This window comes from Tomitella cavernea (genome assembly GCF_016599145.1).
Lineage (GTDB): Bacteria > Actinomycetota > Actinomycetes > Mycobacteriales > Mycobacteriaceae > Tomitella > Tomitella cavernae.
Map to the genome: position 1 here is coordinate 1 of NZ_JAENKO010000036.1, position 15442 is coordinate 15442.

Sequence of the window (15442 nt, forward strand, 5' to 3'; positions counted from 1 at the left end):
GGCCGCCTGGAACACCTACGCGGCATCGCTCAAGGCTTCCGCAACCTCGACCACTACATCTTGCGATCACTACTGCACTCCGGCCAACTCGCCGCACGCATCAACGCACTCTAAGAGCTGAAGAGCCCCGAAACCCTCATAGGCACACCTGTACATGATGCGAGGCCGGGAACACAATCCGCGCGGCGCTAAAAGTAGCCTCGCCAGCACTGCACAGGGAACCATCTGTGACACTGCCGACCGACACCATCACAACGGGCGAACGGCTGCGATGCCACTTGCCCGTCGCCGCATCCACACGACGATGCTGCCGGCCCCGCCGGCGAGCAGCAGACCATTCTCCACTGCGGTAAACGACGTTTCCCACGACCCGGCGCCACGCCGGAAAAGATCTGCCGCCACCGCTAACGCCAGCACCAGCATCAGGACTGGACGGTGTCGTGACGCCCACCCGAGTGCGCCGCCAACAATTCCGGCCGCGATCGCGATGAGGTACCAGCTCGGATCGGCGAACACATCCGCCACGCCCACGGTCCCGTCGTGGCCGGGCGGTGCGCCGCGCAATGCTCCGAACGTGAAGTACGACATCAACGCTGCGGCCATGAACACGGCCCCGGCGCACGGGGCGGCCAGCCGGGACGGGGCGGCCCGGCGGCCGAGTAAAAACGGTGCCGCGAACCAGACGGTGACTGAGTTGACCACTCCGGTGACAACCAGGCGGACAAATTCGCCACCAGAGACAGCCGCTCCGCGCATGGGAGCCGAGTCCGTCAATGATGAGGCGAAGCCAGCCCCGCACCCCAACAGCACCGCGAGTACGAGCACTCCCACCCACATCGCCCATCGAGACGAGACGCCGGCAACGGTGTCCCGCTGGCGGGAAGAGGTACTGACCACAACCGCAAACTATAGGGCCCGCCCCCGCTAGCCTCGATCTTTCTTCCGACAGGTGGCCTGGCCTGATCCGGTTCGGATAGCGGGTTTTCGCGCCGATCGACGCCCGAGGGTATGCGGTATCGCCCGCATGCCTGCGGTGGGGCCGGGTTCCACGGGCACCCGGTGATGGTTCGCTCCTTCCTGATCGTGCGGACAACGACCGGGCCGTCAAAGCGGGGCGAGGGTCGCTAAGCGCGCCAAGCCGGCGGTCAACAGCCCGGTCCACTGGGGGTTGCCGCCGATGTGCAGCCGTATGAACCGTCCTGGGTCTGGTGGAGACCGTGAACGCACCAGGAGAATGCGATCATGGGAGCACCACGCAAGTTCGATCAGGAGACCCGTGAGCGGGCCGTCCGGATGTATCACGACCGGCTGAAGGAGAACGACGGCGAGTCCAAGCTCGGCGCCCGCCGGCACGTCGGCGCTCTCCGGGGCATCAACCCCGCCACACTCCGCAACTGGATCGACGCCGACGAAGCGACCGGCTCGTCGACCGGTGCAGAACCTGGCTCGTCGGTGTCGGCTGAACTGAAGGCCCTCCGAAGGGAGAATGCTGAATTGCGAAGGGCCAACGAGATTTTGAAGACTGCGTCAGCGTTTTTCGCAGCGGCGGAGGTCGACCGCCGACTGCGGTGATCGTCGATTACATCGATGCTCACCGGCACTTGTTCGGGGTCGACCCGATCTGCCGCGTGCTCTCCGAGCACGGCATGGCGATCGCCCCGTCCACGTACTACGCACGCAAGAAGGCCGGCGCGGTCTCCGAGGCCGTCCTGGTCGAGGCGTACGCCGCCAACGCTGTTTTCGACGTCTACGACCGCAATCGCCGCGTCTACGGGGTCCGGAAGCTCTGGCGCGCGATGTGGCACGCCGGCCACGCGATGGGCCGCGATCAAGTGGCCCGGTTGATGACGGTTTGTGGGATCTCCGGGGCCGTCCGCGGCGCGCATCGCACCGTCACCACCCGACGTGATGATCGGGCACCGAGGTTCCCCGATCATGTTGAGCGGCAATGGGGCCGACCCACTACACCCGATCAGCTGTGGGTGGCCGATTTCACCTACGTGTGGACGCTCGCCGGCTTCGTCTACGTTGCGTTCCTGGTCGACGTCTTTTCTCGCCGGATCCTGGGATGGCGGGTCATGTCGAGCAAGCACACCCCGTTGGTGACCAGCGTCGTAGAGCAAGCCCTGTTCACACGTCGGCGAAGCGGATTCACCTTTACCCCAACAGTTTTGGTGCATCACGGCGATGCCGGTAGCCAGTACACGTCGATCACGTTCTCCAGGGAGCTCCGCGAGGCCGGGATCACCGGGTCGATCGGTTCAGTCGGGGATGCTCTCGACAACGCATTGATGGAGTCGACTATCGGCCTGTACAAGACCGAGCTGATCGACGTCGAACGGTCACGGTCGTGGACCGGTCGAGCTGAAGTTGAGCGCGAGACCGCGGCCTGGGTGCACTGGTACAACACCGAGCGTCTGCACTCGGCGATCGGTTACACCCCGCCAATCCAGCACGAGGAGCGCTACCGTCAGAACGTCCCCTCGACACCCGAGGTGGCCTAAATCCAGGTCTCCGACCGGACCAGGACGGTTCACGGCGGGGCCAGACCCATGGGACCGGCTACTGGTCGCGGCTCGACAACAGCTCAGTCGGGAGCGTGGATGCGGCGCAGGTAGGCGCCGCGCTGGGCTGGGTCGACCTTCCGCAGGGGTGCGTCGTCACCGATGATGCGACGGAACGGCCGGGCCAGCGACTCGGGCATGACCGCGCTGCTCCGGGCCAGTGCCCCGAGGTAGCCGGGGACGCCGATCTCTGCCTTGCGGGTCCGGACCGTCCCCACGACCGCGTCGGCGATCCGCTCGGGGGCGACCTGCGGCAGCCATCCGAAGTCGATGCCCGAGGCGAGTTCGGTTCTCACAGCGCTGGGCAAGAGGGCGCTGACACTGACGCCGGTGCCGGCCAGTTCCATGCGCACGGACTCGCTTAGCGCAAGGGCCGCCGCCTTGCTGGCGTTATAGCCGGCCAGACCTTGTAGAGGAAAGCGGCCCACCAGCGAGCAGACGTTGACCACGTGCCCGACACCACGCTCGACCATGCCGGGCAGCACGACGCGCATGCCGGTCGCCATCCCGAAATAGTTGATCTCCATCGTGGTGCGGTCGACGTTGCTGTCCTGGTCAAGGAACGCGGCGTTGGGCATGATGCCGGCATTGTTGACCAACACGGCCAGCGACCTCGCATGTACCGCCTCGGCCTGCTCGATGAACGACACGAACGATGCGTGGTCGGTGACATCCAACGCGTGACCAGATACTCGGGCTCCCAAGGCGGTGGCAGACTCGCCAGCGAGGTCGGCGTCCAGATCGCCGATCGCGACGTGCGCGCCGGCGGCGTGGAAGGCGCGGGCGGTCGCGAGACCGATGCCCCGCGCGCCGCCGGTGACGGCCACCAGGGTTCTGTCAAGCTCGATCGGGGGATAGCGCTTCATGAGACTCTCCTTCTGCGGGTCCGTATAGGTTTCGAGCTGCGGCCTGTCGACCAGGGTCAGGCGCGGACGGCGTGGGCCAGCACTGCGGCCAGACGCGCCGGCGTGGGCCGGGTGGCGTACCGGGTGAAAGCTCGGGCCGTCTGCCGGGCGGTGCGCGCGGTGGCGAACCAGGGCGGGACGGGCAGCAAACTCAGCTCGCCACCGACCAGGGAACGAGGGAACGGCCGGAAGGGCCCGGTGGCCACCACGCGTTCGACATCGGGCACGAAGCCGCTGTTGTGGACCCGGCCGATCCCCGATCCGACGTCCTTCAGCGTGCCCCCCGGGAAGGCGCCCCAGGATAGGCGCGGGTCGAGAAAAGCGATGCCGCTCCAGATGTTGATGCCGATAGCGCCGTATCGCAGGTCTTCGACCGCCTCGTCAAAGGAGGAACCCAGGCGACGTCGCTGCTGTGGGGCGACGATGATCGTGGCGCCGAGAGTCCCGGCCAGGCGCGTGTTGGCGAACGCGACCGCGCTGCGCAGGTAGTCTGCCGGCTTCCCTGGCAAGGAGGTGAGGCCGAGGACACGACCGAAGTACTCGGTGGTCAGCAGGTCTTGGGAGGTCTCCGGGGTGACCTCGGCGAGAAATGTCGCGCCCGCGGTGGTCCCGTCGGGGTACGCGGTGCGAGCCCGGTCCTCCGAGGCGGAGGACCCGGGGTACCAGTTATCCCGGGGCGGGATTCGCTCGAACGCTGCGTGCAGCTCCGCAACGAAGTCGTCGCGCTGGTCCCAGTCGGCCGGCATGATGACGATCTGGGCGGCGACGCAGTTGTGGCCGGCGTTGTGGACCTTGAGGCTCGCGACGTGTTCGGCCTGGAAGCGCAGGTCGCGAGCGCTCCATCGCCCCGGGACGATGATGATCGGTGAAACGCCGCCGAGCTCGCTGGTGACAGGTTTGTCGAGACGGGGCCGTGCCGGTGTGTCCGGCTTGCCGGGCTTGCTTCTCCGGCCCGTATCGTCTGAGGTGCGCGGTTCGGGTCCCCACACGATCGCGTCGTGTGTGGCGGCCGACCCGGTAACGTGCACGTGACTGATGCCGGGATGGGCGACCAGGTCCGCGCCGACCTCGGCGCCACCGTTGACGACGGCCACAAGGTCCGCGGCGATGAGCGGCGCGAGCGCGGCGGCATACGCCTCGAGAAGGCCGCTGAAGGTCGGGTTCAGCTTCAGAATCGCCGGGCGCCCATGTACGACCAGCGAATCGAGGACGTCCATCGGGCCGATCGCCGTCACATTGCCCGCGCCGAGGACCACACCGACACCGGCCGGCGATGCGCCCGGCTCGCAAGCAGGGCGTGCCCTCCGCTCCGCGTCATCGCGGCGCACGCCCGGCCTCAGCCACAGGTCGGCGGTAATGCCGCTGTAGAGCAGGCGGTCCGTCGCAGTTCGCGGCAGCATCCGCACGGCGGCCCGACCCCCCGGAGCCGATCGAGGCGCGACGCCGCGCAACGGGGACTCTCCCCGGGCCAGAGCGAGGAGCGAAGCGGAGTACTGGTCTACCGCGTTGATGGTCGGAAACGGGCCGGACAGCCACTCCTCCGCCTCGGCTGTGGCGCTCGAGATCCCCTTGGCGGTTAGAGCCGCTTGAACCCACGCCTCGCTCGCAGCAGCGACCGACTCGCGGGTCCTCCCGATAAGTGCTGCCCGGTCGCTGTACGACATCCCCGCCCAGGAGACGGCGCCCGCCGTCAGCCGATCAACGAGGCCGTCCATCTGCGCGCTGACCGTCGTAGGCATCCCCTGCTCCTCTATCTCGGACTAATAGTCCGAGATAGTATGCATGTACAGGTCCGTCGAGTCCATAGAGCGGACGTACTTCGCATGGATCGGGACGGTAGGTTTGTTGCTCATGAAGACGCGTCGGGACGGTCGCAGCGCGCGATGGGACCAGCACCGAGCCGAACGACGAGCCGAGGTCATCACCACGGCCGTCCGACTCATCGCGGAGGGGCGGGACGGCGCCAACGTCGCCATGCTCAGCGCCGCCACGCCGATCCCTCGCTCGACCATCTACCGGCTGTTCAACAGCACTGCCGAACTCGAGGAGGCGATCCGGCAGGGCATCGTCGCACGTCTGCTCGACGACATCGACCTGCACGTAGACCATGACGACTCCATCGCCACCTTCGCGCGACGCAGCGTCGGGGCTTACACATCCTGGGTGGCGACCAACCCCCGGTTGCAGATCTATATGACCGGCCGGACCGGCAGCCCCAGCCCCGGGTCACCGGCAGTTTCAAACGGCCGCCGGCAGTTCGTCGCCGTCGTTGCCGACGCCTTGCGCGAACTGCTTCGCAGGAGTGCACCTGACTCGACGATCGACTGGATCGCCGCCCGGAGCGCCTCGGGCATAGTCGCCCTCGTCGAATCCGTCGTCGTGGACGCGTACGTGGAACGGAGCGAGATCGCCGATGGCGCACCCCACCTCGTCGAGTTCCTCAGTGGCGCGCTGCGCGGCGTGGTGATCGCGGCCGGCCGGGCCCGAGGCGTAGACCTCGACGTCGACGCGTCGCGCGGCGTGCCGGCCGGTTGACCAGTGTGCACGTAGCTCTCGGTTTCGAGGCTCCGCCGATAGTTTCGGTCAGGTTGGGCTCAGCGACAGGTGGAGGGACTTGGGGGAGCGCGCCAGGGCGGGACCGTAAACGGGTTCGGCGGTCAAGCCTGCGAGCAGGAGTGAATTTAAGCAAGGCTGGCCCAATGTCGACAATCTCAGACTGACCATCTTGTTATGTCTCAAACGTTGCGAAGCCCCTGGTGTCTGTCTCAATATTCGGCGACGACGGACGGGCGCGCCGGGTCCGGACGCCGGTGACCTGATCGTGATCGTCAGGCCGCGGCCCGCGACGGCTCGCTGCGGTACCGGGAGGGACGCCCGTCGGTTCCGGTCCGCCTCCACCACCACAGGGTGAACCGGGTGCGCATGCCGTTGGCGTCGGCGAGGGCCCGGACGTCCGCGCAGGCGTCGGAGAGGAGACGCCGGAAATCAGGGTTGCGCATGGAATAGGTTTCGCGCAGAACGTCGCGGGGAATGCCCATCGCCTTCGCGTCCTGCCTGCTCGGCACGACGATGCCCCAGAACCCGATACGCATGATCAACGGGGTCGTGACGCCGAGCGCGAACCGGTTGACGCGGCTCATGCGTGGAGCGTGACGGCGCAGCCACGCGTGGGCGAACCCGATGTGCCGAGCCTCCTCGGCCAGGTGGATCTCCATGATGCGGTCGGTGAGCGGGTGGATGCCGCCGCCGCGCATGATGCTCTTCTGGATGTGGTCGATCGGCTCCTCGCCGGCGAGGATGATCTGGAAGAACAAGCTGGGCCACAGCGAGCCCAGCATGCCGACGAGCGGGAACGACTTGATGAACAACGTCGGCCCGCCGTGCACCTCGGGAGCCACCCTGTTGGTGAACTCCTGGAACATCTGGATGTGGTGGGTCTCTTCGGTGAGTTCGTGCATGAAGTAGCGGAACTCGGGGTTCTCGTTGGCCAGGCCCATGAGGAACTGGGTGCCGCCGAGCAGCAGCAGTTGCTCGAATTGGCTGCCGGTCTTCGTGATCGACGCGATCCGGAGGCGGGCGACGCGCCGTTGCTCGGTGGCCGGCAGGCACCGGAACCAGTCGGTGCGGCTCAAGGGGTCGACGTCGGGCAGCGTCCAGCGTGGGTCGTCCGCGGGGGCGGCGAACGCGGGTGAATCCCACGCGATGTCCTTGAACGCCTCGAAGTGAGGACCCGTGGAAGACGCCTCGGACAGCGTGCGCAGGGTGTCTACGTACTCGCGACCTGCACTATCGGCGTTGCGCAGCGTGGTCACGCGGCCGGCAGCGGCACGGCGCCGTGAGCGACGGATTGCGGGGGCCTGCATCTCGGACTCCTTACGGCCGACTATCCGGGACAATGTGTCCACAGTAGATCTATGTGTGACGCAATGTCCATAGTTAATGGAATCGTCGCTGATGATCGCTGGCGCGGCGGACGCGCCGGTGCATTCACAGCCAGGGTGACGGCGTGCCCCGGCCGCCGAGGCGACGCGGCTGGACCCCGCCGATCTGCCGGGATACGCGGGGCGGGTGCACGACTACTTCGTCGCCAACCCCGACAACCGCAGGCTGATGCAGTGGGGCGCGCTCGAGGGGCCGGCCGACGACGACACCGTCGTGGAGACGGCGCGGCGTAAGACCGCGATACTGCGCCGCGCCCAGGAGGACGGGCTGCTCGACCCGTCGTGGGATCCGCTCGACATCCTCGTCTTCGTCAACCAGTTGGCGACTGCCTGGGCCGACGGGCCGCGCTCGGTGGCGTTGGATGACGCTGCGAGGGAGGCGTTCCTGGTGGACCGGCGTGCGGCCATCGTCGCCGCCGTGGGGCGGCTCTTCCCGGCGGGCGGGTAGTGGACGGGCCGCGGTCATCGGATCAGCACAGCGTGCTGGAGTGGGATGCGCCGACGATGTCGGTACTCCGGGTGCAGCATCCGAAATGCGCGGAGGCGGCCGGTGGGAGAAGCCGGTGACAAGGCAGCCCATGCGACCCCAGACTGATCACATGGGCGATGACGATGCGGTGCGGCGAAATGAGCGACCCGACTTCACGGTGATCGCCGAGGACCTGCGATTCCCGGAATGCCCGCGCTGGCATGACGGTGCGCTGTGGTTCTCCGACGTGTACGACGGTCGGGTGCTCCGGCTGGACCCGGCCAGGTGGTTCGAGCCGGAGGTGATGGCAGAGCTCGACACCGCCCCGGCGGGCCTGGGGTTCCTGCCCGACGGCCGGCTGCTCGTCGCGTCCGGTACGGACCGCATCGTCTACAGGCGCGAGCCTGACGGGCGCCTCGCGGTGCACGCGGACCTTTCGGACCTCGCGGCGTGGCAGCTCAACGACATGTGTGTCGACGCGATCGGGCGCGCGTACGTGGGCGACTACGGCGACGGTTCGGCCCCGCCCGACCCGCCCTGCCCGGCCGACCTGATCCGTGTGGACCCCGATGGCGCGGCGTCGGCCGCGGCCGACGGATTGATGTTCGCCAACGGGATCGTCACCACCGCCGACGGCGCCACGCTGATCGTCGCGGAGACACGCTCGGCGCCGGGACGGCTGACGGCGTTCTCGATCGGCGACGACGGGACGCTGGCGGACCGTCGCACGCTGTGCGCCTTCGACGGCGACGTGATGCCGGACGGCATCGCGATCGACGGTGCCGACGACGTCTGGGTGGCATCGCCGTTCACCCAGGAGATCCTGCGCGTCGACGCGGGCGGCGCCATGGACCGTCGGCTCGCCGTCCCCCACCCGTACGCAGTGGCGCTGCGCCGCCCGGAACACGGCGGAGCGGGCGGCGGTGAGCTGTTCGTGTGCTCGTCGCCGGATTGGCGCCCCGAGGTGACCGCGACGGAACGCGGGGGGCGGATACTGCGCATCACCCTGGGCTGACAGCGTCGGCCGCATCGGGATAATCACTTCCATGCGGCGGGGTGCGGAGTGGGCGGAGCGGCACCAGGTGCTCCTGTACCTCGCGGCGCTCGCCGTGGGGGCGGCGGTCGGTCTCGCGGCCCCGGCCGTCGCGGGCCCCGCCGATTCCGCGATCATGCCGGTGCTGGGCCTCTTGCTCTACGCGACGTTCCTCGGCGTGCCGTTCACTCAGATCGGTGCGGCGCTGCGCGACCGGCGGTTCCTGCCGGCGGTGCTCGCGGTGAACTTCCTCGCGGTCCCGGTGGTGGTCTGGGGCGTGTCGCGGATCGTCGCGCACGACGACGCGCTTCTGGTGGGGGTCCTGTTCGTACTGCTCACGCCGTGCGTGGACTACGTCATCGTCTTCACAGGGATCGCCGGCGGATCCGCAGGCAGGTTGTTGGCGGCGGCCCCGCTGCTGATGCTCGCGCAGATGGTGCTGCTGCCCGTGTACCTGCGGCTGTTCCTGGGCGTCGGATTCGTCGACGAGGTGGACGTCGGCCCGTTCGTGGAGTCGTTCCTCCTGCTCATCGTCGTGCCGCTGACAGCGGCGGGAGTCACGCAGGTGGCGGCGCGCCGGAGCCGCGCGGGCGCCGCGGTGCAGGCGGCCCTGTCGGCTGCGATGGTGCCGTTGATGGTGCTCACCCTGGCGTTGGTCGTCGCATCGCAGATCGACGGGGTGCGTGAACGTCTTGGCTCGCTGCTGCTCGCGGTCCCGGTGTACCTCCTGTTCGCCGCGGTGATGGTGACCGTCGGGCTGGCCGCGGCCCGGGTGGCGCGGCTCGACGTCCCGGCCTCCCGCGCGGTGGTGTTCAGCGGAGTCACCCGTAACTCGCTCGTCGTCCTTCCGCTGGTGCTCGCCCTGCCCACGGCCTACGGCCTGGTCCCGCTCGTCGTGGTGACGCAGACTCTGGTAGAGCTCATCGTCATGGTGGTGCTGGTCAAGCTGGTGCCGCGGCTGTTGCCGGCGCGAGCCGACCCGGTCGATCCTGTCGGAGGCCGCGCCTAGTCTGGCGCCATGACTGATCGCGCAGTGACCCTGGCCTCGGTATCCATCGACTGTCCCGACCCGGACGTGCTCGCCCGGTTCTACTTGCGCCTGCTCGGGCTCGAGGAGGCTTTTGCGACGGAGGATCGAGGGGTGGTCGGCCTGTCCGGGGCCGGGCCGATGCTGACGCTCATGCGGGTGGACGAGTACACCCCGCCGTCGTGGCCGGGAGGGGCGCAGCACCAGCAGATGCACCTGGATCTGGCCTCGCAGGACCTGGATGCCGATGTGGCGGCCGCCGTCGCGCTCGGCGCCCGCGAGGCCGATGTGCAACCGTCCCCCCACCGGTGGCGGGTGCTGCTGGACCCTGCCGGGCATCCCTTCTGCCTGAGTACAGTGCTGCCGGACTGAGGCCGGTCCCGGTGCGATGCGCCCCCGGTCGCATACCTCACCGCGGTTCCGGGTACGCGGCCGGGACCGGGTGCCACGAGCGCGCCGAAGTCTACGGTGGTGGTGGAACGGCGCATGGTCGCTCTGTCGTGGCGGGAATGGAGGAATCCGATGGGTCAGATCCGCTTGGTCCGCGTCTACGAGGCCACCGAGGGGCATTCGCGCCACGACGAGGTCGCGGCCATCGCCTCGGGTTCCGACAGTCCCAGCGTGTTCCTCGTGGACAGGGTGTGGCCGCGGGGGGTGTCGAAGGGGTCGCTGCCGTTCGACGAGTGGGTGAAGGACGTCGCTCCCACCACCGACTTGCGCAAATGGTTCGGCCACGACCCTGACAAGTTCGGCGAGTTCTCCGAGCGCTACCGGGCGGAGCTGGACGACGACGGCAGCGAGGCGGCGCACAGCATCGTCGCGGCCGCGAAGGACCGGGACATCGTGCTGCTCTACTCGGCCAAGGACGAGGAGCACAACCAGGCCGTCGTCCTGCGCCAGTGGGTCAACGGCAAGCGCTGACCAGAGCCGTGCACGGACCAGAGTTGTGCACTGACCCGGGAGAGGACTCCCCGATGGCCCGTCCGGCGCAACGAACTGCTGCACAGTTCACCCCCGCCCGGGACCGGTTGATGCCGGAGTTCGGCCTGCGCGAGGAGATCGTGCTGCTGAGGCGCACACACGCGATTGGTGGAGGTGAGCGCGATCACCTGGGCGGAGTTGATGCCGCGGACGTGCTGCGCATCGACCTCGATGGCACCCCGCTCGGCTGGCAGGAATGACGATGGACTCCGCTCGACCCGAATCCGGGCGCTCCCGGCCGGGGGCAAAATCGATCGAAGTTTCGTTTCGACCGTTTGGATGACATTTATTCAAAGGGATGATGTCGATCCGCTAGGGTGTATCGACTCTTTCGGGTAGCGTCGGTATAGAACGCGCAGGAAGGGTTTCCATCTTTGCTCGCTGGGGTCGAACGCGGCGATTTTCGAGCGGAAGCGTTTTCAGGAGTGCAGTTCTATCTTTGGTAAGCCCTCGAATTCCCCGGGAGTGTGGATTATGCACGTCAAAGCACCTATACGCGTATCGATCAGCGCAGCAGTCGCGGCATTCGCCGCCACTGCCCTGGCACTTCCGGCCGCAGCTGCGAGTTTCGAACTCGCGCCAGAGCCCGCGCCGTACGACGACAGCTATGTGTGCGACGCCGGCTACTTCTCGAGCACCCAGAAGTGGGAAGTCTCGTGGGGGAATCAGTATGATTATGCAGGCTCGCCCGAGTACAGCAGCACCGATTTCGGCGGTCTCACCTACATTGACCCGCAGTACACGGGGAAGACGGCGAGCGACGAACTGCAGAAAATCGAGAATTATAACTCTGATAAAACTTCGAGGAATGCAGCCTATCATTGGTGGTATCCGTCGCGGGAAATGGTGAAGGATGGGTCGAAACTGGTTCTAGGGTTCGAAGACGGCACGGTGATATCCGGCGAAGCGACGGTCGGAAATGGTCACTGCCCGTCGATTCGTTGGATTCAGTACAACGCCGACGGCACTGTCGCAGCAGAGCGCACGCCGAGTACATACCCGGTGGCTCCACTTCCGCCGAAGCCGGAGATTCCGACGGATTCGGGCGGCGAGCCTCCTTCGCTGCCGTTCGGGTCCCTGGGGTCTCTGGGCTCGCTTTTCCCGCAGTGAACAGTCTTTAGTTGAAGAACGACGTCCACTGACACGAGGCAGGCCAGGCTGCAGGAGAAGCACTCTGAAGCCCGGCCCGCCCACGTGTGCTTGCGGCGTATACCCGGCCACGTCGGTCCCGATTTCTAGGCTTGGTCCTCAGGGCGCAACCTTCATTTGCGCCGACTGATGGACTGCGTCGCGCATTCAGAGCGGCGGCGCGCCGGTCGCGTCGGCCGGCCCGCCCCGGCGCCGCACCTCGGCTCGCGCGCGGTCGATTCCGCCGTGTTCCAAGGCGGCAAGGAGTGTCTCGCCACGCCAGTGCACCCGCCCGCGGCGGCGCACCTCCACCGTCAGCCGCCCCGCAAGGTGCTCGATGGCCCCGGGCACGTTACGGCGTTCGGATGGCATAGGGACGGGCAGCACATGGGCGGCGTCCAGTGGCGACTCCGCTTCCACGCCGACGTTCCATTGCCTGTTCCTGCCGTGCAGCGACCAGGTCTCGTCCGTCACGGCGGCGCGCACCGGCGACGTCACGGGGTTGCCGAGCCGGATCACGGGGCCGCCGGGGAGCGCCACCACCAGGGCCGTGACCTCGGTGCGCAACGGCCCCGCCGTCACCACTCCCCCGGCGAAGGCCACGCACGCATCCGGGTCGTCGAACCCGTGCGCTTGCCCCCACCACCACGAGTCGGGGAAACCGCCGCGCCCCCAGTTCTTCTCGGCGTACGCGTACGCGCCGGTGAGGTCGATCTCCTCGTCGCCCAGCACCGCCGTTCCGTGGACACGGCCGCCGAGCAGCCACGGGTGCCAGTACTGGTTGAGCGCGGGGACGCACTGGAACGCGCTCGAACCCCCGAATCGCCGGCGCGGCCAGCGGGCGTGACTCGAGACAGTGACGTCGAGCCGGGCGCGATCGCCGAGGTTCACGCACACGCGGCCGTCGTCGCCGAAGAAGCTCCCGGCCCGGGAGGTGCTGTCCGCCCCGCCCGCGCATGCCCCGAGACGGTCCGGTGCCGCCGACCCACCCGGCACCGCGGCGGTGCGCAGGAATCCGCCCGGATGCCCAGCCAGCCCCACAGTCGCCCACCGGTCGCCGGTTCCGCTCTCATTCACCCCGCACAGGGCGATCACCACGTCGCCCGTGTCCGGCCGGGTGAACCGCCAGAAATAGCCCTCCATCGCGACGCCGTGCGCCCGGAGCGGGTCGCCGAAGGGCAGGTCGGCGCCGGTGCGGCGGTACGCGTCGTACAGCTGTCCCATCGGTTCACGCTACCCCCATCCGCTGCCTGTTTGAGGGCTGTGCGGTCACCGATCTGTGTACCGTCGACGCATGAGCTCGCCGTATCCCCGCCCGTTGGCGGTGGCATTCAACGCCGCGAATCGCCTCGTCGTCCCGCTGCTGCGTTCGCCGGTGCACAGGGTGGTCAGCGGGCGGCTGATGGTCGTGTCGTATACGGGCGCCAAGTCCGGGCGGAGCTTCGCGATCCCCGTCGCGTATTACGCGTTCAGCCCGGACGAGGTCTGGGCGTTCGGCGCGCGCACCGGGTGGATGAGCAACTTCCGGCTGTCCCGGCCGGTGTCGCTGCGGCTGCGCGGGCGCGATTACCGTGCGGAGGGCCTGCTCGTGGACAACCGGACCGAGGTGTCGGACCTGGTGATCGAGCTCGTGGAGCGTGGCGTCACCAGCGCCTCGCAGGACCCGTTCCTGGGGCTGCCGAAGGGGCGGATCCCGACGCGGGCGGAGGCGGACGCCGCCGCGGACCGCGCCCGCATCGTGCGCTTCGCCTTGGACGAGCAGCTGTAGTCCCCCGCCGGGCCTCCCGCTGGCTGAGAGGGACCCGTTGGTCTGCTGTGACTCGGATTACGTTCGCGGGAAAGCGCGAAGGGAGTGGGGATGGCAGCGGGAGAGGCAGCAGGCGGATACGACGTGGTGGTCGTCGGAGGGGGCGCTGCCGGTGCGGCCGCCGCGCTGAGTGCGCACCGGGCGGGCGCCCGCGTGCTGGTGCTGGAGAAGGGCGACGCCGCCACTGCGGGCGGGAACACGCGGGTGTCCGGCGGCGGCTGGTTCACCCACGACGACCCCGAGCGTGCCGCAGTGTTCCTCCGCGCCCTTTGCGGGCCGTACGCGCTTGACGAGGAGGTCGTCCGCGCGTGGGCCGCGGAGACCGCTGTGAACTCGCAGTGGATGCGGTTGCTCGGCGCGCCGGTCGCGCGCAGCGGCGAGTACCACACAAGTCCGGAGTATCTCGGCGTGGACGGTGCCGACTGCTACACGGGCATGGACACGGTGGACGGCCGGATGGGCAACGGCGCACTGCACGACTTCTTCCGGGGTGCCCTGGCGGAGAACGGCATCGAGGTGCGGGAGGGCGCAGCTGCTCGAGAACTGCTCCGCGACGCGACCGGCCGGATCGCGGGCGTCACGCTTGAGGGCGGGACGACGATCGGGGCCCGGGGCGTGGTGCTGGCGACCGGCGGATTCGCGGCGGACCCGCAGATGGTGCGGGACTACCTGCGCGTGCCGGACCACGTGCTGTGGGGGTCGCCCTACTCGACCGGCGACGGCCACCGGATGGCGCAGCAGGCGGGCGCCGACCTGTGGCACATGGACAACATGATGACGATCACCGGGGTGGAGACGGGCCGGCGGACGGGGATGTACCTGGCGCTGTGGGGTTCGCCGCACCACCTGTTCGTCTCGGCGGCCGGGCGTCGATTCGCCGACGAGACCGCTGAGGCGCGGCACGGGCACGTCGAACACGACGGCCGGTACGAGCACTTCCCCACCCACCGGTTCCACGTGGTGTTCGACGGACGCCTGCTTTCGGCCGGGCCGCTGAGCCCCGACCGCGGCGTGCTGCCGGTCGGGTGGGAGCTGCTGGAGAACGGCACGCGGTGGAGCGCGGACAACTCCGCGGAACTCGCCGACGGCCGGATCGCCTCGGCCGACACGCCGCAGGCCCTCGCCGAGGCGATCGGGGTGGAACCGGAGGCGCTGGAGACGACGCTGCGGCACTACAACGCCGCGTGCGCTGCGGGCCGTGACGACTGGTTCGGGCGCGATCCGGCGACGCTGGGTGCGGTGGACAGGCCGCCGTATTACGCGCTCGAGGTGGTGCCGATGATCGGCTGGAGCAGCGGCGGGCCCCGGCGCGACGGGCGTTCCCGGGTGCTTGACGTGCGCGGCGAGCCGATTCCGGGGCTCTTCGCCGCCGGAGAGGTGAGTTCCACCTACAGCTGGCGCAAGGACGGCGGATTCCACATCGCCGATGCGCTCGCATTCGGGCGCATCGCGGGGCGGGAGGCGGCGGCACTCGCATAGGCGGCTCGCCGTGCGGGCGATTAGTGCGAAGGACCGACCGCGTTCGGTCGCCTCTCGGCGAAAGGCGCAACGCGGCTCCAGCCGGACGGTATTCCGCGAAGGCGATGG

At 68.5% G+C, this 15442-nt stretch carries 16 protein-coding genes and 1 other annotated feature; of the genes, 11 read left to right on the top strand and 5 right to left on the bottom strand.

The features are described from left to right. Positions 1-249 precede the first annotated feature (249 nt). Positions 250-603 (bottom strand): hypothetical protein, encoded by a 354-nt coding sequence (locus JJ683_RS12740; RefSeq protein WP_200174626.1) that lies wholly within the window; start codon positions 601-603, stop codon positions 250-252. A gap of 639 nt (positions 604-1242) precedes the next feature. On the opposite strand from JJ683_RS12740, the gene JJ683_RS12745 reads away from it, so the two are divergent. Then, positions 1243-2504, top strand: a protein-coding gene (locus JJ683_RS12745) for an IS3 family transposase (protein WP_200174627.1) whose coding sequence is annotated in 2 segments (ribosomal slippage) — positions 1243-1540 and positions 1540-2504 — 1263 coding nt in all. Because the reading frame shifts where the segments join, the coding sequence is not laid out codon by codon here. Beyond that, positions 1530-1661: a sequence feature (AL1L pseudoknot), on the top strand. (Overlaps the previous gene by 132 nt.) An 83-nt stretch (positions 2505-2587) precedes the next feature. On the opposite strand, the gene JJ683_RS12750 is transcribed toward JJ683_RS12745, so the two are convergent. Then, on the bottom strand, positions 2588-3430 hold the full coding sequence (locus JJ683_RS12750) for an SDR family oxidoreductase (RefSeq protein ID WP_200174629.1): 843 nt from the start codon (positions 3428-3430) through the stop codon (positions 2588-2590). 56 nt (positions 3431-3486) lie between these two features. Continuing rightward, entirely contained in the window at positions 3487-5208 is a 1722-nt protein-coding gene (locus JJ683_RS12755; RefSeq protein WP_200174631.1) for an aldehyde dehydrogenase family protein, read from the bottom strand. Positions 5209-5320: 112 nt separating this feature from the next. Here JJ683_RS12755 and JJ683_RS12760 point away from each other — a divergent pair, with 112 nt between their 5' ends. Then, entirely contained in the window at positions 5321-6004 is a 684-nt protein-coding gene (locus JJ683_RS12760) for a TetR/AcrR family transcriptional regulator (RefSeq protein ID WP_200174633.1), read from the top strand. A 293-nt stretch (positions 6005-6297) separates the two neighbouring features. Here JJ683_RS12760 and JJ683_RS12765 read toward each other — a convergent pair whose 3' ends face one another. Continuing rightward, complete coding sequence (locus tag JJ683_RS12765; protein WP_200174635.1) at positions 6298-7332, bottom strand: AurF N-oxygenase family protein; 1035 nt, start codon at positions 7330-7332, stop codon at positions 6298-6300. Positions 7333-7516: 184 nt separating this feature from the next. Here JJ683_RS12765 and JJ683_RS12770 point away from each other — a divergent pair, with 184 nt between their 5' ends. The 7 genes from JJ683_RS12770 to JJ683_RS12800 all read left to right on the top strand — a co-directional run bounded on the left by JJ683_RS12770 (position 7517) and on the right by JJ683_RS12800 (position 12030). Continuing rightward, positions 7517-7858, top strand: a complete 342-nt coding sequence (locus JJ683_RS12770) for a hypothetical protein (RefSeq protein WP_242474682.1) — start codon at positions 7517-7519, stop codon at positions 7856-7858. 151 nt (positions 7859-8009) lie between these two features. Beyond that, positions 8010-8894 carry an SMP-30/gluconolactonase/LRE family protein gene (locus tag JJ683_RS12775; RefSeq protein ID WP_200174637.1) on the top strand — a complete coding sequence of 295 codons (885 nt, stop codon included), beginning with the start codon at positions 8010-8012 and terminating at the stop codon, positions 8892-8894. A gap of 31 nt (positions 8895-8925) precedes the next feature. Further along, positions 8926-9921: an arsenic resistance protein gene (locus JJ683_RS12780; protein WP_200174639.1), complete on the top strand. Its 996-nt coding sequence runs from the start codon at positions 8926-8928 to the stop codon at positions 9919-9921. A gap of 9 nt (positions 9922-9930) precedes the next feature. After that, positions 9931-10311 carry a VOC family protein gene (locus JJ683_RS12785; protein ID WP_200174641.1) on the top strand — a complete coding sequence of 127 codons (381 nt, stop codon included), beginning with the start codon at positions 9931-9933 and terminating at the stop codon, positions 10309-10311. A 150-nt stretch (positions 10312-10461) separates the two neighbouring features. Further along, entirely contained in the window at positions 10462-10860 is a 399-nt protein-coding gene (locus JJ683_RS12790) for a DUF488 domain-containing protein (protein ID WP_200174642.1), read from the top strand. Between the two features lie 53 nt (positions 10861-10913). Beyond that, complete coding sequence (locus tag JJ683_RS12795) at positions 10914-11120, top strand: hypothetical protein (RefSeq protein ID WP_200174643.1); 207 nt, start codon at positions 10914-10916, stop codon at positions 11118-11120. A 274-nt stretch (positions 11121-11394) separates the two neighbouring features. Next, positions 11395-12030 (top strand): hypothetical protein, encoded by a 636-nt coding sequence (locus JJ683_RS12800; protein ID WP_200174644.1) that lies wholly within the window; start codon positions 11395-11397, stop codon positions 12028-12030. Positions 12031-12216: 186 nt separating this feature from the next. Here JJ683_RS12800 and JJ683_RS12805 read toward each other — a convergent pair whose 3' ends face one another. Further along, complete coding sequence (locus tag JJ683_RS12805; protein ID WP_200174645.1) at positions 12217-13272, bottom strand: tocopherol cyclase family protein; 1056 nt, start codon at positions 13270-13272, stop codon at positions 12217-12219. Positions 13273-13342: 70 nt separating this feature from the next. Between JJ683_RS12805 and JJ683_RS12810 the strand changes: the two genes are divergently transcribed. Beyond that, positions 13343-13816, top strand: coding sequence for a hypothetical protein (locus JJ683_RS12810; protein ID WP_200174647.1), 474 nt, complete (start codon positions 13343-13345; stop codon positions 13814-13816). 90 nt (positions 13817-13906) lie between these two features. Continuing rightward, the gene (locus JJ683_RS12815; RefSeq protein ID WP_200174649.1) at positions 13907-15334 is read left to right on the top strand and encodes an FAD-dependent oxidoreductase; all 1428 of its coding nucleotides are present in this window, start codon (positions 13907-13909) and stop codon (positions 15332-15334) included. Positions 15335-15442: the final 108 nt, after the last annotated feature.